Origin of the sequence: Flavobacterium facile (assembly GCF_036321945.1) — a bacterium.
Classification (GTDB): domain Bacteria; phylum Bacteroidota; class Bacteroidia; order Flavobacteriales; family Flavobacteriaceae; genus Flavobacterium; species Flavobacterium facile.
In genome coordinates, this window is sequence record NZ_JAZAYT010000034.1 from 414,956 (window position 1) to 437,759 (window position 22,804).

The 22,804-nt window shown below is 30.7% G+C and carries 24 protein-coding genes; 11 read left to right on the top strand and 13 right to left on the bottom strand.

The window, feature by feature from the left end; translation table 11 throughout:
- Positions 1–131: 131 nt before the first annotated feature.
- Genes UEQ13_RS12405 through UEQ13_RS12415 form a run of 3 tightly spaced genes read left to right on the top strand, consistent with a single transcriptional unit; the run spans position 132 to position 3,100 of the window.
- Positions 132–1,262, top strand: a complete 1,131-nt coding sequence (locus UEQ13_RS12405) for an ABC transporter substrate-binding protein (RefSeq protein WP_329806660.1) — start codon at positions 132–134, stop codon at positions 1,260–1,262.
- Entirely contained in the window at positions 1,263–2,291 is a 1,029-nt protein-coding gene (locus UEQ13_RS12410) for an iron ABC transporter permease (protein WP_329806661.1), read from the top strand.
- 29 nt (positions 2,292–2,320) lie between these two features.
- Positions 2,321–3,100, top strand: a complete 780-nt coding sequence (locus tag UEQ13_RS12415) for an ABC transporter ATP-binding protein (protein WP_329806662.1) — start codon at positions 2,321–2,323, stop codon at positions 3,098–3,100.
- A 78-nt stretch (positions 3,101–3,178) separates the two neighbouring features.
- On the opposite strand, the gene UEQ13_RS12420 is transcribed toward UEQ13_RS12415, so the two are convergent.
- Positions 3,179–3,763, bottom strand: coding sequence for a pseudouridine synthase (locus tag UEQ13_RS12420; protein ID WP_329806663.1), 585 nt, complete (start codon positions 3,761–3,763; stop codon positions 3,179–3,181).
- 321 nt (positions 3,764–4,084) lie between these two features.
- Here UEQ13_RS12420 and rmuC point away from each other — a divergent pair, with 321 nt between their 5' ends.
- From rmuC to UEQ13_RS12450, 6 genes are all read left to right on the top strand, one after another.
- Positions 4,085–5,431 carry a DNA recombination protein RmuC gene (gene rmuC, locus UEQ13_RS12425; protein WP_329806664.1) on the top strand — a complete coding sequence of 449 codons (1,347 nt, stop codon included), beginning with the start codon at positions 4,085–4,087 and terminating at the stop codon, positions 5,429–5,431.
- Between the two features lie 22 nt (positions 5,432–5,453).
- Positions 5,454–5,831, top strand: coding sequence for a 6-phosphogluconate dehydrogenase (locus tag UEQ13_RS12430; protein ID WP_407934658.1), 378 nt, complete (start codon positions 5,454–5,456; stop codon positions 5,829–5,831).
- On the top strand, positions 5,831–6,376 hold the full coding sequence (locus UEQ13_RS12435; protein ID WP_329806665.1) for an acyl-CoA thioesterase: 546 nt from the start codon (positions 5,831–5,833) through the stop codon (positions 6,374–6,376). The genes UEQ13_RS12430 and UEQ13_RS12435 overlap by 1 nt, the downstream gene beginning before the upstream one ends.
- Positions 6,377–7,330 carry a hypothetical protein gene (locus UEQ13_RS12440; RefSeq protein WP_329806666.1) on the top strand — a complete coding sequence of 318 codons (954 nt, stop codon included), beginning with the start codon at positions 6,377–6,379 and terminating at the stop codon, positions 7,328–7,330.
- A gap of 63 nt (positions 7,331–7,393) precedes the next feature.
- On the top strand, positions 7,394–8,527 hold the full coding sequence (locus tag UEQ13_RS12445; protein WP_329806667.1) for a hypothetical protein: 1,134 nt from the start codon (positions 7,394–7,396) through the stop codon (positions 8,525–8,527).
- 29 nt (positions 8,528–8,556) lie between these two features.
- A complete protein-coding gene (locus UEQ13_RS12450; RefSeq protein ID WP_329806668.1) occupies positions 8,557–10,602 on the top strand; it encodes an FG-GAP-like repeat-containing protein in 2,046 nt (681 codons plus the stop codon).
- 52 nt (positions 10,603–10,654) lie between these two features.
- Here UEQ13_RS12450 and UEQ13_RS12455 read toward each other — a convergent pair whose 3' ends face one another.
- The 3 genes from UEQ13_RS12455 to UEQ13_RS12465 are packed head-to-tail and all read right to left on the bottom strand — an operon-like array spanning position 10,655 to position 12,948.
- Positions 10,655–11,611 carry an ion channel gene (locus tag UEQ13_RS12455; protein WP_329806669.1) on the bottom strand — a complete coding sequence of 319 codons (957 nt, stop codon included), beginning with the start codon at positions 11,609–11,611 and terminating at the stop codon, positions 10,655–10,657.
- Positions 11,612–11,667: 56 nt separating this feature from the next.
- Entirely contained in the window at positions 11,668–12,426 is a 759-nt protein-coding gene (locus UEQ13_RS12460; protein ID WP_329806670.1) for a T9SS type A sorting domain-containing protein, read from the bottom strand.
- Positions 12,427–12,438: 12 nt separating this feature from the next.
- Positions 12,439–12,948, bottom strand: a complete 510-nt coding sequence (locus UEQ13_RS12465; RefSeq protein ID WP_329806671.1) for an ankyrin repeat domain-containing protein — start codon at positions 12,946–12,948, stop codon at positions 12,439–12,441.
- 156 nt (positions 12,949–13,104) lie between these two features.
- On the opposite strand from UEQ13_RS12465, the gene UEQ13_RS12470 reads away from it, so the two are divergent.
- Positions 13,105–13,761, top strand: a complete 657-nt coding sequence (locus UEQ13_RS12470) for a hypothetical protein (protein ID WP_329806672.1) — start codon at positions 13,105–13,107, stop codon at positions 13,759–13,761.
- 65 nt (positions 13,762–13,826) lie between these two features.
- On the opposite strand, the gene UEQ13_RS12475 is transcribed toward UEQ13_RS12470, so the two are convergent.
- On the bottom strand, positions 13,827–15,068 hold the full coding sequence (locus UEQ13_RS12475; protein ID WP_329806693.1) for an asparagine synthetase B: 1,242 nt from the start codon (positions 15,066–15,068) through the stop codon (positions 13,827–13,829).
- A 227-nt stretch (positions 15,069–15,295) separates the two neighbouring features.
- Here UEQ13_RS12475 and UEQ13_RS12480 point away from each other — a divergent pair, with 227 nt between their 5' ends.
- Complete coding sequence (locus UEQ13_RS12480) at positions 15,296–15,421, top strand: hypothetical protein (protein WP_329806673.1); 126 nt, start codon at positions 15,296–15,298, stop codon at positions 15,419–15,421.
- Positions 15,422–15,542: 121 nt separating this feature from the next.
- Here UEQ13_RS12480 and UEQ13_RS12485 read toward each other — a convergent pair whose 3' ends face one another.
- The 8 genes from UEQ13_RS12485 to UEQ13_RS12520 all read right to left on the bottom strand — a co-directional run bounded on the left by UEQ13_RS12485 (position 15,543) and on the right by UEQ13_RS12520 (position 22,757).
- On the bottom strand, positions 15,543–16,220 hold the full coding sequence (locus UEQ13_RS12485; protein WP_329806674.1) for a response regulator transcription factor: 678 nt from the start codon (positions 16,218–16,220) through the stop codon (positions 15,543–15,545).
- Positions 16,221–16,222: 2 nt separating this feature from the next.
- Positions 16,223–17,014: a sensor histidine kinase gene (locus tag UEQ13_RS12490; RefSeq protein ID WP_329806675.1), complete on the bottom strand. Its 792-nt coding sequence runs from the start codon at positions 17,012–17,014 to the stop codon at positions 16,223–16,225.
- Position 17,015: 1 nt separating this feature from the next.
- On the bottom strand, positions 17,016–17,381 hold the full coding sequence (locus UEQ13_RS12495) for a hypothetical protein (RefSeq protein ID WP_329806676.1): 366 nt from the start codon (positions 17,379–17,381) through the stop codon (positions 17,016–17,018).
- Between the two features lie 276 nt (positions 17,382–17,657).
- Complete coding sequence (locus UEQ13_RS12500; RefSeq protein WP_329806677.1) at positions 17,658–17,957, bottom strand: hypothetical protein; 300 nt, start codon at positions 17,955–17,957, stop codon at positions 17,658–17,660.
- 81 nt (positions 17,958–18,038) lie between these two features.
- Positions 18,039–19,601 carry a replicative DNA helicase gene (gene dnaB, locus UEQ13_RS12505; protein WP_329806678.1) on the bottom strand — a complete coding sequence of 521 codons (1,563 nt, stop codon included), beginning with the start codon at positions 19,599–19,601 and terminating at the stop codon, positions 18,039–18,041.
- A 136-nt stretch (positions 19,602–19,737) separates the two neighbouring features.
- A complete protein-coding gene (locus UEQ13_RS12510; RefSeq protein ID WP_166124694.1) occupies positions 19,738–20,694 on the bottom strand; it encodes an acetyl-CoA carboxylase carboxyltransferase subunit alpha in 957 nt (318 codons plus the stop codon).
- Positions 20,695–20,773: 79 nt separating this feature from the next.
- On the bottom strand, positions 20,774–21,694 hold the full coding sequence (locus UEQ13_RS12515; RefSeq protein WP_329806679.1) for a DMT family transporter: 921 nt from the start codon (positions 21,692–21,694) through the stop codon (positions 20,774–20,776).
- On the bottom strand, positions 21,681–22,757 hold the full coding sequence (locus UEQ13_RS12520) for an LptF/LptG family permease (RefSeq protein WP_329806680.1): 1,077 nt from the start codon (positions 22,755–22,757) through the stop codon (positions 21,681–21,683). Before UEQ13_RS12520 ends, UEQ13_RS12515 begins: the two co-directional genes overlap by 14 nt.
- Positions 22,758–22,804: the final 47 nt, after the last annotated feature.

Here is a 22,804-nt window from a genome sequence, read left to right on the forward strand (position 1 = left end):
GTAAGATCAAAAAGGCTTTCCAATTTTAATGAAAATATTTTTAAGATCTAATCACTTCGTAAAGATAGTATTTTTACGAATTTCAAAAATTAAACCCTCATTTTTTTTATACATTTGCAAAAACAACAACAATGAATCGCTTTTACTTATTTATTTTTACCTTTTTATCTTTATTCCTATTTAATTGCAAGAAAGAAACTTCTGCTAATGAAATTGAACTTCAAAGAAACAACATCAAGTATGCTAAAAGTTTATCTATTGAAGAAGGAAAAGATTTTACAATCGTAAAAGTTTCAAATCCTTGGCCGAATGCTAAAGAAACGTTTACTTATGTTTTAAGAAAAAATAATAGTAAAATCCCAAGTACTTATTCAAAATTTCCAGTTATTGACGTTCCTCTAAAAAATTCTATAGTTACTTCTACGACTATCATTCCATTTTTAGAGCAATTAGGAGTGGAAGAAAAATTAATTGGATTTCCTCATACCGATTACATTTCGTCAGAAAAAACAAGAGCTTTAATTGAGCAAAAAAAGATAGTAAATGTAGGGCAAAATGAAAGTTTGAATATTGAAAAAATCATAGAATTAAATCCTGATGTTTTAGTTTCTTTTTGTGTCGATAATGTGAATCCAACCTTAAAAAACTTAGAACGAAACGGAATCAAAATTGTCATTCAAGCGGATTGGATGGAACAAACCCCACTTGGAAAAGCAGAATGGATTAAATTATATGGCGCTTTATTCGGAAAAGAAAAAGAAGCAGATGACATTTTTAATTCGATTGAAAAAAATTATAACGAAACCCTAGCTTTAGTTCAAAATATAAAGAAACAACCTTCCATATTTTTAGGCTCGTTGTATCAAGATCAATGGTTTGTTCCTAATGGAAATAGTTGGTTGGCGTATTATATGAAGGAGGCAAAAGGCGATTATTTATGGAAACAAACGAAAGGAACTGGAAGTACGCCTTTAGGTTTTGAAAAAGTTTTAGAAACCGCTCACGCCGCAGATAAATGGATAACAAGCAGTTTCAGTTCTTTAAATAACATGAAAACTACCAACCCAAATTATGCCGCTTTCGATGCCTTTAAAAAAGGAGAAGTATATAGTTTTGAAGTTAAGAAGGGAAAAACAAGTGGCGTTATTTATTACGAACAAAGTACATCTCGTCCTGATTTAGTTTTGAAAGATTTTATAAAAATTTTACATCCAGAATTGATGAAAAACTACGAATTTACTTTTGCCACAAAAATCAAATAAATGCAAAAAACGTTTAAAAATAGCTCGCTTTTTATAGGATTATTTTCCTTACTTATCTTAGCTTTTCTGGCTAATTTAGCTTTAGGAAATGTATTAATTCCATTTGGAGATGTATGCGAAATTTTACTAAATCAAAACCATGAAAAACACACTTGGACTTATATCGTTTTAGATTACAGATTTCCAAAAGCTATTGTTGCCATTTTAACTGGTGTTGGATTGAGTATTTCTGGTTTAATTATGCAAACTTTATTTCGAAATCCATTAGCTGGACCTTATGTTTTAGGTTTAAGTTCTGGTGCGAGTTTAGGTGTAGCCATTGTGATTATGGGTTCTTTCTTGCTGCCAACATTTGTTGCAGATTTATTAGTGAATGATTACGGAATATTAATTGGTGCTTTCTTCGGAAGTTTTTTAGTTTTATTATTGGTTTTCTTTGTGGCTTCAAAATTAAAAGATACGATGTCGATTTTAATTGTCGGATTGATGTTTAGTAGTTTAACAAGTGCGATTATTAATGTTTTAACTTCTTTTTCGAGTGCCGAACAATTACAAAAATTCACCTTTTGGACCTTAGGAAGTTTAGGGAATTTGAACCAAAATCAAGTGTATTTATTAACAATTGTAGTTTCGATAGGTTTACTTTTAAGTTTTACGATTATCAAACCTTTAGATGGATTATTATTAGGTGAAAATTACGCGAGAAGTTTAGGAATCTCCATTAAAAGAACCCGAAATATCAGTATTATTGCCACCAGTATTTTAGCAGGAACTATTACTGCATTTGTGGGGCCAATTGCTTTTGTTGGATTAGCGATTCCGCATATGGCGAAGTTGATTTTTCAAACGAGTCAGCATAAAACACTTTTTGTAGCCACGTTGCTTTTAGGCGGCATAACGATGTTAGTTTGTGATACCATTTCGCAAATGCCGAATCAAGATTTTACTATTCCAATTAATGCGATTACCTCTATTTTAGGTGCGCCAGTAGTGATTTGGTTAATTATTAGAAAGAAAGGAATTAGATAAATTTAATGTGTCAATTTGCCAATATGTCAATGAAAAATAAAGTCTTACATACTAAAAATCTAAACATCGGATATACTTCTAAAAAAGGTAATATTCAAATTGCTTCTACTATTAATATTGAATTAGAAGCCGGAAAATTAATTACTTTAATTGGAGGAAACGGAATTGGTAAGTCGACTTTATTAAAAACCATCACTTCCATTATTCCAGCATTGGAAGGCGAAGTTTTTCTTTCTGATAAAAAAATAGCGGAGTATTCTCCAGAAACTCTAGCGCAAAATTTAAGCATTGTTACGACTGAAAAATTACCAGCCAGTAATTTAACGGTTTCGGAATTAATTGCTTTAGGTCGACATCCTTATACGAATTGGATGGGAAACTTAACAGAAACCGATTTGAATCATATTGAAGAAGCGATAAAAATCACAAATATTAGTCATTTACAATATAAAAAATATAGAGAAATTAGCGATGGTCAATTACAAAAAGTGATGATTGCAAGAGCTTTAGCACAAGATACACCGCTAATTATTTTAGATGAACCAACAACTCATTTAGATTTATTTCATAAAGTGGCGGTTTTTAAATTGTTGAAGAAATTAGCCAACGAAAACAATAAATGCATTTTATTTTCGACACATGATATCGATTTGGCGATTCAATTGAGTGACGAAATGATTGTAATGACTGAAGATTTCTGCGTGCAAGACCAACCATGTAATTTAATAGAAAAAGGTGTTTTCAATACCTTATTTAAAGACGAACATATCGTTTTTGATAAAATTTATGGTAAGTTTATTGTGAAATAGAAAACTCACCATTAAGAGATTAAGAATAGTTTAGCTGATTTTAAAATCTTAATTTACTTAATGTCTTAATGGTAAAATCTACTCCAAAATCCTATCAAAATTCTCTTTAAAAATCTCCTTCACTTCACCCGCTTTTAAATCTCCCATTTCAATATTTCCAACACGAACTCGGATTAATCGTAAAGTTGGAAAACCAACAGCAGAAGTCATTTTTCGTACTTGACGGAATTTCCCTTCGGTTAAAGTTATCGAAACCCAACTCGTTGGACCATGACGTTCATCTCTAATTCTTCTACCTTCACCAATATGTGTTGGAACTGGAATTAACTTCGCATCACATTTTTTAGTGATGTATTTTTTACCGTGAAAACCGATTTCTACACCATTTTTTAATTGTTCGACAGCTTCTTCGGTAATAATTCCATCGACTTGCGCATAATATTCTTTTTCTACTTTTTTACTTCGGACTAACTCACTCATCATTCCGTCAGTTGTCAGTAATAACAAGCCTTCTGAATCTTCATCTAAACGACCAATCGCCATAGTTCCTTCCGGAAAATCGTATAATTCACCCAATTTTCGTTTGTTACGTTTTAGTTCGTAAATAAATTGAGAGATAAATCCGTGTGGCTTGTGTAAAATAAAATGCTGGTGTATTTTCATGGTGCAAAAATAGTTTTTAATCACATAGACACATAAAAAAATCAAAAATTAAGCATTAAAAGTTAACTATTATTTGATTAACTGTTTAAAAATCAGATAATAATTATCGGGAACTTGATAATATGCATCGGGAACTTGATAAAACGTATCGGGAACTTGATAATACGTATCGGGAACTTTTATAACAAATGTGTTTCCATATGGAAGAAAATGACTTTACAAACATCAAAATTCTATATGACTATGTACTTTTATTTTTTAATCTGCATTTGGTTTTAAAAAAAATACTATTTTTACTTTTTATAAAATTATATCCCAAAAATGAACACATCCATTCTCTTAGTATTCGCCATTTTAGTTTCGTTAGCCATTGGTTTTTACATTGGCAAACTGCTTTCAAAAACCCAATCTAATGCTGAAAAAAGCAACTTAGACGGACAATTAACTTCACAAAACAATCAACTTTCCGAATTAAAAATCACACTTCAGAATGTACAAATCGAAAAACAAAAAGTACAAGCTGAAAAAGAAGAATTTGCCATTTTATTAGCGAAAAAAGAAAATGATTTCGATAATTTATTGGAAAGAAATAAAGAACAAAAACAAGAAGTAAACGAACTGCAAGAGAAATTCAGCAAAGAATTTGAAAACTTAGCAAATAAAATTCTAGAAGAAAAAACACAGAAATTCACCGAACAAAATAAAGAAAACTTAAAAAATATTTTATCGCCTTTACAAGATAAAATTCTACATTTTGAGAAAAAAGTAGAAGATACTCATAAAGAAAGTATTGATTATCATGCTGCTTTACGTCAGCAAATATTGGGCTTACGCGAAATGAATGCGCAAATGAGTAAAGAAACCATCAACCTAACTAAAGCTTTAAAAGGCGATAGTAAAATGCAAGGAAATTGGGGTGAATTGGTTTTAGAACGTGTTTTAGAAAAATCTGGATTAGAAAAAGGGCGCGAATACGAAGTACAACAATCATTTACTAACGAAGAAGGAACCAGAATTTTACCCGATGTGATTATCAATTTACCGGATGGAAAAAAGATGATTGTAGATAGTAAAGTTTCGTTAACGGCTTATGAAAGATATGTAAATGAAGAAGACGATGTGCAACAAAACATCTATTTAAAAGAACATGTAAATTCTGTAAAACGTCATGTGGAGCAATTGAGCGACAAACGTTATCAAGACATTTACCATATGGAAAGTCCGGATTTTGTATTGTTATTTATTCCAATTGAACCCGCTTTTGCTTTAGCTTTACAAGAAGATTTAAATTTATACAACAAAGCATTTGAAAAAAATATTGTGATTGTGACACCTTCTACTCTTTTGGCGACTTTACGTACCATTGACAGTATGTGGACAAATCAAAAGCAACAAGAAAATGCGATTGAAATTGCACGTCAAGCTGGAGCATTATATGATAAATTTGAAGGTTTTGTTACCGATTTAATTAAAGTTGGTAAAAAAATGGAAGAAGCCAAAACAGAATATGGTGCAGCTATGAATAAGTTGACAGAAGGAAAAGGAAACTTAGTGACAAGTGCAGAAAAATTAAAAAAAATGGGGGCTAAAGCGAAAAAAGCTTTACCGGAAGCCATTTTAAAAAGAGCCGAAAACAACGAAGAATTACTAACTGAATCTGAAAACTAACTCAGATTAAAAACCGAACAATATGACTATAATACGAAAGATTTTAGTGTATGGAATATTAGCTATAGTTTTAGCTGCTTCAGCGTACATCGCCGCTTTATATTACGCTACTTTTAGTGACGGAATTAGAACTGGCGAATTAATTAAATTTAGTCATAAAGGATATATTTTTAAAACTTGGGAAGGCGAATTAAGTCAAGGACTTTCAGGCTCTCAAAAATTTGCTTTTTCGGTTATGGACAATAAGCCAGAAGTAATTGAACAAATGAAACTGAATCAAGGAAAATTCGTAAAAATTGAATATATCGAACGCTATGGAACCTTTTCATGGTGGGGCGAAACCAATTATTACATCACCAAAGTTACTCCAGAAAAATCACCTTATTTTAATGTCAAATAATGAATAAAACCAATACTGTTTCCGCTTCAAAAATCACATTATCGGAATTAATGTTGCCTTCTCATAGCAATTTTAGTGGAAAAATTCACGGTGGCTATTTGTTGAGTTTGATGGATCAAATTGCGTTTGCTTGCGCTTCCAAATATTGTGGAAGTTATTGTGTAACAGCTTCTGTTGATACCGTAAACTTTTTAAATCCAGTAGAAATTGGCGAATTAGTTACCTTAAAAGCTTGCGTAAACTATGTTGGAAATAGTTCTATGGTAGTTGGAATTCGAGTGACTTCGCAAAACATTCAAACTGGTAAAGTGAAACACACTAATTCTAGTTATTTTACGATGGTTGCCAAGAATGATAAAGGCGAAAATGTTCAAGTTCCAAAATTAGTTTTATCAAATTTAGAAGAAGTCCGTCGTTTTTACGAAAGTATAAATAGAATTGCTGCCAAAAAAGAATATCTACAAGAGGAAATAACTTTAGATTTTTCATCACTAGACGCCTTAGATAAATTAAAAAACTTTAATGTTGTACTTAATTTAAAATAAATGAAATCCCTACAATTCAACTTATACATCCTATTTCTAATGGCATTTTCAACTTCTTTCTATGCTCAAGAAAAGAAAGATTCATTGAAAATCCCTTTCATTTCCTATTGGTCAAAAGGAGATGTTTATAAATTTAAAGTCAAAAAATTTGAAGAAAAATGGAAAGATGATAAAATTGTAAAAAATGACTCTATAATTTACGATGCCACTTTTACTGTATTAGACTCTACAGCTACGAGTTATAAAATAAAGTGGAGCTATAAAATTGACGCAACTAAAACTTTTAATTTACCTGGGCCATTATCAAATGCCTTTTCAAAATTAAAAGATATAGAAATCATTTATACTACTTCAGAAGTTGGCGATTTCACAGGCGTTGAAAATTGGGAAGAAATTTCAAAAAAAATGAAAGAAATGACGTCAGAATTAATGAAATTATTTCCTGACGACAAAGATTCAGAGATAAAAAAAGGCATGCAACAACTTTTTGATATCTATAATTCTAAAGAAGGTATTGAAACGTATTTAACAAAAGATATTCAAATGTTCCATTATCCTTTTGGTGCAGAATTTAATACCGAAAAAGAATTAGTTTATGAAGAAGAATTACCAAATCCATTTGGTGGAAAACCAATAAAAGCTATTTCCACTTTATATTTTGATGAAGTTGATGAGGAAAATTCAAGATGTGTTTTTTACAGAAATATGAGTATTGATCCCAAAGACACAAAAGAATTAGTTGCAGATGTTTTTAAAAAACTAGCTCCAAAAGACAAAAGTTTAAAAGAATTTGCAAAAAATATGGTTTTTGAAGTCAACGATACTAATGGATATGATTATGTTTATAATCCTGGTGTTCCAATTTATATTTTTAATGAACGAGAAATAATAATGAAGGTTGATAAAAAAAATGAAAAAAAGATAGACCGCTTAGAAATTGAATTGACTGAATAATTTTTACAACAAATTTTCTTATTATTAATATTTTTTTCACTATTTTAGTAAAAAAAATATTAAATGCGTAAAAAAATACTAACTACACTGATATTTTGCAACCTGTTTTTATTATTTTCATGTAATAATGACGACAGTAAACAAGATTATACTGAAATCCCAACTTCACCCGTTAAAGTTGATTTAACTCAGGTTCCTTATCCAAAACTTTCCGATTATCATTTTTTTGAAGGTGATATAAAAAACCAAATACCTTCTTTAAATGTAATTCCTTATGCTCCTGCAAGTTCTTTATTTACAGATTATGCACATAAAAAAAGATTTGTATGGATGCCAATAGGTGTAAAAGCTACATTTAATGGTGATTCAAATGTTTTAGAATTACCTGTTGGTGCAGCGCTAATCAAAACCTTTTATTACGAAAATGTTCAACCAAATAATACTACTCGAATTTTAGAAACCCGAATTATGATTCGAAAACAAACAGGTTGGATTTTTGCCGATTATGTTTGGAACGACGCACAAACGGAAGCATATTTAGATTTAAATGGGAGTTTTGTAAATATTTCTTGGAAAAATGAGAACAACGTAATAAAAACTACAGACTACAGAATACCTTCAGAAGTTCAATGTATCATTTGCCATAAAAGCACAGAAAATGTAAATGGAAATTTACAAACGATTCATATTCCAATCGGAATAAAACCTCAAAATTTAAATTTCAATTACACTTACGGAACTTCTTCTCAAAACCAATTAACCAAATGGATAGAGCAAGGATACTTGGAAAACAATTTCACTTTACCTACCGAAAATAATACGACAATAGATTATAACGACTCTTCAAAATCTTTAGAAAAAAGAGCGCGATCTTATGTGGATATTAATTGCGCACATTGCCATCAAAATGGTAAACATTGTGATTACAGACCTATGAGATTTGCTTTTAACGAAACCGGAAATACTAACGGTTTAACTAATATGGGAGTTTGTGTAGACACACAAGATATGCAAAATTTCGCACCAGCTTTAAGTAAAATTGTTACACCAGGAAACGTAAATCGTTCAATGATGTATTACCGATTAAACACAACAAATGAAACCTACAGAATGCCTCTTCACGGAAGAACAATTATCCATGAAGAAGGATTAAATTTAATTGGTCAATGGATCAATTCTTTACAACCTTGTCAATAAAAATGTAAACACTAAATTACTATTATAAAATGAAAAAAACTACTACTCTACTTTTTTTACTTGCTTCAAGTTATTTTTCATTTGGACAAGACACTTGTGCAAGTGCACCAACAATATCTGCTGGTTTACATGTTGTAACTGCCGTTAATGGAACACAAGTACCAAATCCTATTTGTGCAGCAAATGGCGCAGGAGCCACAACAGGTGAATGGTATATTTATATACCATCGCAAACTTACACTACAACTGTTAGTTCAAATATTACACAAAACAACCCAAAAGTCGACACACGTTTTCATGTATACTCTGGAATTTGTGGAACTCTAACTTGTGTTGGTGGTGATGATGATTCAGGGGCAAACTTCTCGTCTGTTGGAAGTTTCACAGCTAATGCAGGTACAACATATTACATTGCATGGGATAATAAATGGACTGCAAATGGATTCACATTTCAATTAACAGAATCAACTTATATTCCTCCAATTCCAACACCAATAAGTTATACAACTCAAACCATTGCAACAGTTAATAGTACATATAATAGTTGTATTGTTGATATGAATGGTGATAACAAAGATGATATTGTTGGAGTAAGTGCAAATAACTTAAGAGTACATTACCAAGGTGTTGGCGGAGCATTTACCTACAGTGATTTTGCAATAACGGGAACAAGTGACATGCCTTCATGGAGTTTAGCAGCTGGTGATTATAATAGAGATGGTTTTAACGATTTAGTTTTAGGAGGATCAAGTGGTTTAACTTTTTGGCAATCAAATAATACTGGAACAGCTTATTCAAATATTAACCCATCAGAATATATCTTTTGTCAAAGAACTAACTTCATTGACATTAATAACGATGGAAATTTAGATGCTTTTTCATGTCATGATGTGGCTCCAAATGTTTATTACATAAATAATGGAACTTCCTTTACTCATTATCAATCTGGCGTTACATCTGGTGCTTATTCATTAGGTACACTTTCTATAGGAGGAAATTACGCTTCAATTTGGACAGATTACGACAATGATGGAGATTCAGATATGTTTATTTCAAAATGTTCTGGACCGCCATGTGAATTACATAGAAACGATGGAAATGGTGTTTTTACAGATGTTTCTGCGCTTGCACAAATAAACTATACTCCTGTTCAATCTTGGTCTTCAGCTGTAGCAGATTTTGATAACGATGGTGATATGGATATTTTAATAGGCTCAAATGGTGGAAGTGGACAAAGTAGATTGTATAGAAACAATTTAGACACATCAAATAGTGTTGAAGAAGCTTTTACAAATATCACATTAGGTTCGGGCTGGGATATCAATTCAATTACAAACAGAGATTATGTAGCTTATGATTTTGACAATAACGGATTTATTGATGTTATGTCTGGTGGAAATAAAATCATGTTTAATCAAGGAAATAATATATTTTCTGCAGCCAATTATCCTGCAGGATTTTCTCTTGGTCCGATTGGAGATTTAAATAACGATGGATTTCTTGACATTACAAACGGAAGCAACATACATAGAGCTGTTCCAAATGGAAACAACTGGGTGAAAATCACTTTACAAGGTATCCAAAGTAACAGAAATGGTATTGGAGCACGTGTAGAGATTTATGGAGCTTGGGGAAAACAAATTAGAGACGTTAGAAGTGGAGAAGGTTTTGAATTTATGAGTACTTTAAATACACATTTCGGAATTGGTACAGCAACTGCTATTACAGAAATTAAAATAATTTGGCCTTCTGGAACTGTTGATGTAATTCCAAATCCAAGTCCAAACCAAACGATCAATGTTATAGAAGGAAATTTTGCATTAAGTGCCGCTTCATTTGATGGAAAAGAGATTAAAATTTATCCAAATCCATCAACAGATTATTTAACAATTGCAAATGTTGAAACTATTAATATTTCTGTAGTTCGTATTATTGATGCGACTGGAAAAACAATTAAAACAATAGCTTCCAATTTCACAAAAATGGATGTTTCAAATTTAAGTGAAGGTCTTTATATTTTAAGTATTGAAACTAAAGAAGGGAAAAAATTTGCGGAGAATTTCATCAAAAAATAATTCAAATTCTATTAATTTAAAAAGGCTATCTAAATTCAGATAGCCTTTATTTTTATATATCTACTTTCACAAATTTGTTCAAATAATCTAAATGCAATATGGTTTTGGTATTCGATTCATTTTTATCATACATCGGCAAAAACTTCGCACCATAAACAACTTCACTAAACGTATAAGAAGTTCGTTTCACTACTGTTGCGCTATACATGTCGTCAAAAGCTTTCACATAAACTAATACTTCTCCAATTGTACGTTGATAATCTGTTGCATTTAAATTATACAATGGACTTTCCTCATCAATTGGATGCACTAATGTCCAACTTAAAGATAACGAATTTATCCTTGTCATTTCTAGAGGTAAACTATAAAATTTATTCAGAGAAACTCCGTTTTCTTCTACCATAATTCCAACGGTAATAGATGCTTCAGCTTCATACAAATTTGTGTTTTTATGTGGCGCCATTCTTAACATTAACCCTTTACCATCTTTATAAGGAGCAATTATAGCATTTTCTGAAAATTGAATATAGGCATTTGGTTTACTAAATCGTCCATAAAACAATCCGGTAGCAATAGCAAAGCTTAACAAACCTGATAAAGCTTCAACTGCAGCTACAAAACTAGCCAAAAAACCAGAAGGACTGATGTGTCCATACCCAACAGTTGTAAAAGTTTGTATACTGAAGAAAAAAGCTTCTCCAAATTTATCTATTCTTGAAATTGAATCCACGCCGCGTAAATTTTCTACACCAATAAACAAGTAAATTGCTGCAAAAAACAAATTCACCGTAAAGTAAAAAAGGATGATGATAAAAAGGAATTTCCAACGTGGTATTTTCAACATAATATGATACCAACTTATACTGTCTAAAAACCCAATACCCACTTTTTGGATATTTGCATTTCCGTTCTTATTTATAAATCGACCACCATAATTTTGAGAATTGGAACCAAATCCCGTATTATTTTCGGCTTTTGCTTTCTTATTTATTTTTTTAAGTAGTGCCATATATTAAAAAAGTCCCGAAATTAAGGGACTTTGTAAAATTACTATTTTTTTGATTATTATTCGATAATAACTTTTTTCCAAGATTTTTCTGTTTCATTTTTAAGTTCCAAAAAGTAAACTCCAACTGGAAGTCCTGCAATAGTAAACTCAACGTTTTCAGATGAATCATTTACTTTAAAAGTTTTAATAAAAGCACCATTAATATTGTAAACATCAACAGAATTTAAATATGTTTTAGTGGCAATAGTAAAATTTCCATTACTTGGATTCGGATATAAGGTAGCTGCTTTTAAAGAAAAATCTTCAACTCCAAGGATATTCAAAGGCGTATCTAAAAATTTTGATTTATTGACTCCATGATAAGCAATAGAATAATCATTTGGTATATTACCATGAGCAGCAGCTACATCAATATCTGTATTCGCAAAATTAATTGTAAAATCATTTGCATCTCCCGTATTAAATGGTCTTGTTGCGGTAATAGTTCTTATTAGGCCAACTACATCATTTGAAACTAATGTCCAATTTTGTATAACATCAGTATTAAGCGTTCCGCCATTACCATCTGTTAATCCTGTCCCATTATAATAAACTCCATCAACACCAGCAGACATTGCCGTTGCAAAACTTCCCAATTTAAAACCGAACCAACGATCTGAGGGACCAGACATAACTAAAGTGGCTAGTGAAGTGCCATCATTTAAATTTAATTCGGCCGATAAACCTGGAACAAAATTTAGTTGACCTGTAGTTTTTTGTTGTGCATTTAAAAATGCTGTTGCAAAAATTAATAATAAAGTAATTTTCTTTTTCATAAATATTTCTTTTTAATTTTTTAAGAGTTGAATAATTGCATCATTCTTAGTGTTTACTGCATATTCAAAAGCAGTTCTACCTTCTTTGTCTTTCAATAATTTATCGGCATTATGTTGTAATAATAGCTTAATAACTTCAATATTCTTGAATTGAATGGCTAGCATCAATGCTGTTACACCCGTTCTACTTGTCGCATCTAAATTAGCCTTTTTATCAATTAACAATTGAATTAATTCTGTATTATTTCTCATAACTGCTGCCATTACTGCAGTTCCTTCAGGTGATTGATAATTGACATCTTTAACAATTGTAGTTAAATATTTAGCCACCTCAAAATTGCCTCGATAAGACGCTAAAATTAATGGCGAAAATCCGTTTTTATCTACCTCATTTACACAGTTTGGATTTTTCTCAAAAAGTATTTTTATTTCATTTACAGAACCATTTCTTGCAATTGAAAAAACATCCTTTTGTGAAAAGACTAAATTGGTAATAAAAAAACAAACAACTAGTAAACGCATTTTGTAAATTATCGTTAAAGAAAATATTATATATGTAAATTTAACAATATTTTTTATATTTTTATACGAAATAAAAAATCTGTTTAACTAAAAAAAAGATAGATTGTAACTTTTTACTAAAACAGCATACTAATTCTTAAAATTAAACCAAAAACCATGAAAAACTTAAAACAAATTGCCTTAGTTGCATTCGCAATTTTCTCTACTCAATTTTACGCACAAACTAAAACTGGTGCAGTAACTTATGAAATGACTATGCCGGATAATGAAGAAATGGCTGCAATGGGAACGAACACTATTAAAATTTCATTTAACGAAAAATCTTCAGCTACTCAAATAGATATGATGGGTGGAATGATTTCTATTAAAACAATTACTTTAGACAAAACTAATGTAAAAGATTCTAGAATGTTAATGGACATGATGGGTAAAAAATACGAAGTAACTGGTGAATCTGCAGGTTTTGGAAACTCGGAAGTAGCATCTTTAAAAGATGCCGAATCTGTTACTTATGATAAAAAAGATACTAAAGAAATTTTAGGATACAAATGCTATAAAGCTGTAGTTAAAATGACAGGAGGAACAACTAGTAATTTTTATGTTACTGAAGCGATTGCAACTCAAGGTAAAGCAGAGGACAAAATTAAATTAGCTGGTTTTCCATTAGAAATTGAAGTGAATAGCGAAAAAGGGAAAATAATTATGTTAGCGACAGCTTTTGATAAAGTACCATCTGCAACATGTTTTACAGTTCCAGAAGGATACAAAAAAGTAACTCAAGAAGAATTACAACAAGAATTAGGAGGTTTCTAATAAACCCATTTCTTTAAAATAATAAAAATCCCAAATTCAATTTGAATTTGGGATTTTTTTATAAACTAGGTTTTTAATTTTTTCTTTCTAGCTGCTGGAAACAAAACATTATTTAAAATCAAACGATACCCTGGCGAATTAGGATGCAAATCTAAAACTGTTGGTGCGTCTCCTACTCTATGCTGATAATCTTCTGGATCATGACCGCCGTAGTAGGTAAACATTCCTTTTCCTTTCTGACCGTGAATGTATCTGGCTTCACCATTTATTTTACATTCTCCCATTAATAACACATTCGACTTTATTTTATCTGCTGCAAAAGCAGTAGTTTGTCCCATAAAACCCTTTACTATTTGCGTATGATTTTGGCATAACATAGTTGGAATTGGATCCCATTTTGCAGAAAAATCCATTAAAGTAAAATAATCTACTTCCATTGAAAAACTTCCTTTTCCGTGTTCTTCTGTAGTGTCAATATCTGAAAATTCATATTTCATGGGTTGCCTTTCCAAAATATAATCTTTGAAAGCAAACGTATTGGTATAATCTATTTTAGCTTGATAATTGGGTTCACTTGCATCGCCATCAAACATGGGTTCACAAATATCAGTACTTTCCGCAGAAAGCGCAATATCAAAACTATCCGTTGCAGAACACATGGCAAACATAAATCCGCCACCAATTACATAATCTCTAATTTTTGTAGCAACAGCACGTTTTTCCTCAGACACTTTATTGAAACCTAACTTTTTAGCTAAAGCTTCAGCTTCTAATTTCTGCTGAATGTACCAAGGTGCATTTCTATAATTTCCAAAAAACTTTCCGTATTGTCCTGTAAAATCTTCATGATGTAAGTGCAACCATTCGTATAAAACCAATTGATCTGACAATACTTCTTCGTCATAAATTTCTGTATATGGAATTTCAGCATACGTTAAAACCATTGTAACGGCATCATCCCATGGTTGTTTTCCTTTTGGAGTATACACCGCAATTTTTGGCGCTTTTTCTAAAACTACCGTTTCCATATTTTGAGATGGACTACTTATTTCTTCTAAAATTGCAGCTGTTGCGCCATCAGTTAAAACTTCAAAAGAAACGCCACGGATTTGACATTCTTTTCTAATATCATCACCATCTGGCAATAGAAAAGAACCACCACGATAATTTAATAACCAGTTGACTTTATAACTTTTAGCTAAAGCCCAATAGGTAATTCCGTAGGCTTTTAAATGATTTTGTTGTCCTTCATTGTCCATTGGTAGTAGCACAGAGGAAGCCCTTGCTTGAAAACTAGAGAAAATCATAAAAATGACTAGTGCCAAAAACTTAAATTTTGAATTCATTAAATAGTTCTAATTCGTTGATTTACTAATAACAAACCAAAGATAAGGAAAAGATGAAATAACTAGATGTTAAAATATAGGTAATTCTACGTAGGCAAAACCAGGTAATTCTACCTAGTTTTAAAAACAGGTATTTTTACTCTAAAATATAAGATACAAACCATATAATTTAGTAAAAAATTAATGATATGAATATTTACCCGATGTTTGAGAAAAAAGACAACAATACCTTAAGGCTAATTGGATTAGTTTTACTAGGAATTACGATTTGTATTTACGCTGTTTTAGTGGCTAAATTTTTATTTATAAATTAAATTTTTTTTGAATTCAGTTCGAATAATTTTCCTCTCCTAGTCCTTAGGAAAACCTGATTATTCAATTTATATTCAACAATTCTTTATGTATTTAAATTGTTCGAACTGAATTCAAAAAAAATTACAAATCTATTTCCTCTAAAGTGATTATATTATTTTGGATAGCGTAGACTACTAATCCAGCAATATTTTTCGTTTGTGTTTTTAATAATAAATTATTTCTATGTCCTTCTGCAGTCCTCGGACTAATGCTTAATTTCTCTGCTATTTCAACCGCATTAAATTGTTTACAAATTAATTTTAACACTTCAATTTCCCTTGTGGTTAATTGTGTCGTATCAAAATCGCTTTTAGAAGGATGTTTTCCAGAAATAATATCTTTATAAATGACTTTCATAACTTCATCATTATAATAAAAACCTTTATTTGCTACTTCATTTATTGTCAGCACTACTTCTTCAGGTGATGCATTTTTCACAATGTAAGAAACCGCTCCAACTTGAATCATGTTTGAAATAAACGATGGTGTATTATAACTCGTTAAGGCAATAATTTTTAATTCTGGAAATTCTGCATGTAAAATTTTTGTGGTTTCTACTCCATTAAGATTTGGCATTTTTAAATCGGTAATCACAATATCTGGTAAAGTTTCCACGGATTTTAAATAATCTACCAATTCTTGACCATCATTAGCTTCGAAAACGATATTAAAACTAGGTTCACGTTGTAATAAAAACGAAATCCCTTTTCTAAACAGCACCTCATCATCTGCTAAAACTATATTTATTTTAGTATTCATTTTTAAAAATTAAATTCAATTTGAACACCTTTACTTATTTCTGACTGGACATTTATATTTCCACCTAAGAAATTGACTCTACTTTCTATATTTTGCATTCCGATTCCTCTTTTTTGATTTCCTAAACTTGCATTAAAACCAATACCATTATCAGTATACATACAAGTGTTTTGTTTGTTTTTACTTACAAAAGTAATTGAAATACTAGTTGCTTTTCCATGTCGCATTGAATTATTTAATAATTCTTGTAAAATTCTGAAAACATGTAATTGCTTATTGACATCTAAAGCACTGAATTCTAATTCATTTTCATAATAAATTTGAACATTTTTAGCTGTTGAAAATTCTAAAACTAATTCTTCGATCGCAGCATGTAATCCAAATTTCTCAAAAACTGGAGGCAATAAATCGTGTGCAATTCGACGAGAATTTTCTAATGCTTTCTTAGTTAAATTAATAATATTATTAGTAATTTCCGTGAATTCTACTTCAGATAAATTAGGCGTTTTTAGCAAATGCGTATTTAAAGAAACGATATTTAATTTAGAACTGATATCATCGTGTAAATCTTGAGCAATTCGCATACGTTCTTCTTCCTGCGTTTGAATTACCGATTGCAATATTTCCTTTTGGTAATGAATTTCTTGATTCTTTTTCTCAACAGCTATTTGTACGATTTTCTTACGAGAAAAATAAAAGAAAAGCACCAAGGTTAAAAAAACACTAAAAAAAGCAAATAATATAAACAAGAATGCTTTGATGATTTGATCTACTGCTAGTTGATTAACTTCCATATTATTTAGTTTTAAGTTTTTTCAACTGATATAAAAGAAAGAACGAAAATACAAATCCTAAAGGATCAAGAATTTGCAATGATTTATTCATCGTTTTATTAAATTCAATCATATAAGTATGATTTATTGAAATACTATGTAATGGCCAAGTTATATAATTTAAAAAATTCATAATTAGATACATAAGAATTCCTAAATTAGCATAATAAAGTTCTTGTGGATAATCATATTCATTATATAAATATACTATTCCATATACTATAATTGGGAAAACAGTTATATAAATATCTTGATAATGAAAAACAAAAAATGATTCTGGAAATACTAAATATTTTATTGATAAATATCCAACTACAAGAATTAGCAATATTTCAACTAAATTTCTCCATTTTTTACTATCAAAAGAATAAGAATAAAAAAGGCTTAAAAACCCAAATTGAAAGAGAAATATGATGTTGATAAAAAAATGGTTATAGATTTTAAACCAAGGATGAAGTTTATCGCTTATAAAATTCAAACTTACATTAATTATAAGAAAAAGCGAAAAAATCTTATAGGCTTTACTTTTGTTTTTAAAACCTATAAGATAGAGTATCGCTACAATAAATGATAAAATATGTATATAATATTTTAATTTCAATTTTTAAGGATTATATAAAGGACTATTAATATCACAATCAGAAGGACAAGGTTTTGTGCCACTATAAATAGTATCTGTCATATCGTTACCACTTCCATCTACTCCAACAAACATTAATTTTTGTTGACCTTTTGTATCAACTCCCATATAAGCTCTAACATTTGCAACTTCGGGAATGGCAAGTAATTCTGTTAAAACATCTAATGGAATTAAATGTGCTTTTGCTAATGGTTTTGGCGGATTCGTTTGCCATGACTTTGCCCATGCTTCTGCATCGGCTAGAGGGATGATGTAATTTGGCATAGTTGTTAAATTTTTATAGTTAATTTCTTAAAAATAATAAAAAAACTAATACAAAAATCAAAAAATTAACAAAAATTTCAATTAAAACGGAACATCACTATTTTCATCAAAATTACTATTCATACTGCTACCAAAAGCATCATTTGGAGAAGGTAAATTTGGAGTAGCAAATGGGTTTGTTTGTGAATCTAAATTCATTTTAGAAGTAAAGGAATCATCATAAGACATTCCGAAATCATCTAAATTATCAAACTTACCAAATTGTCCTAAGAATTTTAAACGAATGTTATCTAAACTACCATTTCTATGTTTAGCTACAATAAATTCAGCTTGATTAGTCGTTGGAGCTGCTTCTTCATCATCCCAATTGTCAATTTTATAATATTCTGGACGATAAATGAACGATACAATATCAGCATCTTGCTCAATCGCACCCGATTCACGTAAATCTGATAATAAAGGTCTTTTACTTGATCCACGAGTTTCCACGGCACGAGATAACTGAGAAAGTGCAATTACTGGCACACTTAATTCTTTCGCTAAAGCTTTTAAACTTCGAGAAATCATCGAAATTTCTTGCTCTCTGTTTCCACCACCTTTTCCAGATTGACCAGCAGACATTAATTGCAAATAGTCAATTACAATTAGTTTAATTCCGTGTTGTGAAACCAAACGACGTGCTTTCGCACGTAAATCGAAAATAGATAATGAGGGTGTATCGTCAATATATAAAGGTGCTTTTTCTAAATCTTTAACTTTTACGTTTAATTGTTCCCATTCGTGAGGTTCTAAATCTCCTTTACGAAGTTTTTCAGATGTTAATCCGGTTTCACTCGAAATCAAACGCGTAATTAACTGTACAGAAGACATCTCTAACGAGAATAATGCTACAGGTTCGTTATTCGTAACGGCAATATTTCTTGCCATTGACAATACGAAAGCGGTTTTACCCATACCTGGACGCGCTGCAATAATAATTAAATCGGAGGGTTGCCAACCTGATGTTAAATCATCTAATTTTCTAAATCCTGTTGGAATTCCGGATAAACCTTCTTTGTTTGATATTTCTTCAATACGTTGTTTGGCTTGGTTTACTAAACTCTGAGCCGTTTCGTATCCTTTCTTAAGATTTCCTTGAGTGATTTCGTATAAATTCGTTTCGGCTGTATCTAATAAATCGAAAACATCCATTCCTTCATCGTAACAATCTTCAATTAATTTACTTGAAATAGAAATTAAACTTCTTTGAATAAATTTCTGAAGAATAATACGAGCATGGAAAACAATATGTGCCGAAGAGGCAATTTTTTGTGTAAGTTGGATCAAATAAAAATCGCTACCTGCCATTTCTAATTTACCATTTCTTTTCAATTGTGCAGAAACAGTTAATAAATCGATTGGTTGTGGTGGTGTGCTATGGAACAATTGGTTAATTGCTTCGTAAATATATTTGTGCGCTTCTTTATAAAAAACATCTGGATTTAGTAAATCGATTACTTCACCTGGTGCTTTTATATCAATTAACATAGCTCCTAAAACTGCTTCTTCAATATCTACAGCTTGAGGAGGTAATTTTCCTTTTTCTAAATTAATAATAGTAGTTTTATCTACTCGAACAGGGTTTATATTTAACGATTTTTCCATAATGCGAATGTAAGGTAATTAGTAGAAAAAATAAATTTAACTTGTTAATGAAACACTGTTAACAACTTACTACTATTTGTTGATATGTCAAAAAAAACGCCTTGTGATTGACAAGGCGCTTTATAATATATTTTACTTATTTATCGGAGAATTCTCCCATATTACAGTATTTATCCATTCTTTGCGCTACTAAATCTTTTGTTGATAAGTCTTTTAATTCCTTATATGATTTGGTAATGTACTTTTCAACAGTTTTGAACATCGTTTCTTTATCACGATGCACACCTCCAAGAGGTTCTGGGATAATATCGTCAATTAACTTTTGCTTTTTCATATCGATAGCCGTTAATTTTAAAGCTTCAGCTGCCTGTTCTTTAAATTCCCAACTTCTCCATAAAATAGAAGAACAAGATTCAGGAGAAATTACAGAATACCATGTGTTTTCTAACATAAATACTCTATCACCTACTCCAATTCCTAAAGCTCCACCAGAAGCACCTTCACCAATAATGATTGAGATAATTGGTGTTTTTAAACGAGCCATTTCAAAAATATTTCTTGCAATCGCTTCTCCTTGTCCACGCTCTTCAGCTTCTAAACCAGGATAAGCTCCAGGAGTGTCAATTAATGTTAATACAGGAAGGTTGAATTTCTCTGCCATTTTCATTAAACGTAAAGCTTTACGGTAACCTTCAGGATTCGCCATACCGAAATTACGCAATTGACGCATTTTCGTATTGATTCCTTTTTGTTGCCCGATAATCATATACGACTGACCGTTGATTCTTCCTAAACCACCAACCATGGCTTTGTCATCTTTAAAATTTCTGTCTCCGAATAATTCTAAAAATGTACCGTCAGTTAAGTTTGTAATATATTCTAAGGTATAAGGTCTGTTTGGATGACGAGACATTTGTACCCTTTGCCAAGCCGTAAGATTTTTGTATATATCTTTTTTAGTTTGTTCTAATTTTTCTTCTAGTTGTTTACAAGTTGCAGAAACATCAACATCGGATTCTTGCCCTAAAACAACGCATTTTTCCATTTGATCTTCCAGCTCTTTTATTGGCAATTCAAAATCTAAATATTCCATAAAAGTTAGTTTTGTTTAATTTGTTTGTAATGACAAAGATACTATTTAAAAATTATTTGAATAATTTTTGAACCCTTATCTAATTATTTTTTTTGTTATTTCGTATTAATCCATTCAAAATCACCGTGATAAGAATAATTGCTGCACCTATATAAAAGGAGAAACTCATTTGTTCGTTTTTCTCGAAAATTAAGACGGCTAAAGCGATTCCGTATACAGGTTCTAAATTTATAGTAAGCATTACTGTGTAAGGCGAAATGAACTTCATTACTGCAACTGAAGCAATAAATGCATATGCTGTACAAATAGAAGCTAAAACAAACAACCACATTAAATCTGAAGCTGTTATGGTGAAAAATTCTGTAGTGAATTGTCCGCTAAACAATAGAAATGCACTTAAAAATAACACACCACCAAACAATTCGTAAAACGAAACAATTGTAGCATCAATTCTTTGCGCAAATTTCCCGTTAATGATAGAAAAACTAGCGGATAAAAAAGCAGAAGTTAAGGCTAAAAGCACACCTTGCATGGTGCCCGACATATTATCACTAAAACTTTTTTGAATGAAGTTGGGTTCGGATGATTCTATTACAAAATATAAACCTATAAGAACCACTAATCCAAAAACGATTTCATACCAAACCATTTTTCTTTTGTAAAAAATAGGTTCTAAAATGGAAGTAAAAAAAGCTCCTGTGGACAAGCAAGCTAATGTAATGGATATATTAGAAACTTTAATGGCTTTAAAAAACGTAATCCAATGCAGTGCAATTATTAGACCTGAAATCAGTAATAAAACAATGTCTTTTTTGGATAATTTGAAACTTGTTTTTTTATAATAAATGTAGCCTAAAATTAGTAAAACCGCTAACGACATGCGCCACCAAACTAATGGCAAAGCATCTAATGAAATTAGCTTACCTAAGACAGCTGTAAATCCCCAAATAAATACAATTAAATGAAGATGTAAGTTATGTTTTAAATTAACGTCTGGCATTTCTTAATAAGTAAAAAGCTAATATTCCGAAAATAAAGTTTGGAAACCATACAGCAACTATTGGAGGAATACTTGAACTTTCTGCTAATGTTCCAAAAATTTTATCAAAAAACACAAAAGAAAAAGCTACCAAAATACCAATAGCTAAGTTGACTCCCATTCCACCACGTCGTTTCATTGCAGAAACCGCCACAGCAATAATTGTTAATATGAATGCTGAAGCTGGAATACTAAATTTCTTATATAAAACCACTAAGTACACATCTAAATTAGAACTTCCTTTTGCTCTTTCTTTATCGATAAATTTAACTAAATCGAAAATATTCATGGTTTCAGCTACATAAACCGTAGGCGTTAAATCGTCTGGCTCAAATTCAAATTTTCTGGTTATTTTTTCTTGTTTTTCAATAACATCACCGTTCTTACCAACTGTTCTTTTTACATAATTAAACAAAGAATAATCTTTTGTTTTCTCATTATATTTTACACGATTGGCGTATAATTTATACTCTAATTTATTGCCATTAAATTTTTCGTAAATAAAATCGAAACCCGTTTTTGACAACACATTATAACTACTTACATACATATATTCATTTGGCGTAACTTGTCTGAAAATATCGGAAGTCTGCCTAGTTTCTACATTCTTTTTAAGATACGTATACCTAAAATCCCAGTATTTTTCGCTGGCATCTGGAAGTATGAAGAAACCCATTAATAAAGTTACGAAAGAAACTAAAGTTGCACCGATAAGATAAGGTCGTAAAAATCGTGTAAACGAAATTCCAGAACTTAAAATCGCAATAATTTCACTGTTATTGGCCAGTTTTGAAGTAAACCAAATGATGGATAAAAACAGGAAAATAGGAAATAATAAATTGGCAAAATAAATGGTAAATCCGTAATAGTAAACCAAAACATCTTTAAAAGCGACTTTATTTTCAATCATACGATTGATTTTTTCCGACACGTCAATAATAATTCCAATAGGAATAAACATAAACAACATCGCTGTAAATGTGATCAAGTATCTTTTAAATATGTACCAATCTATTTTTTTCATATTATTTTTTTGGTGTTTCTTGTTTTGAAATTAATTCAGATTGTTTA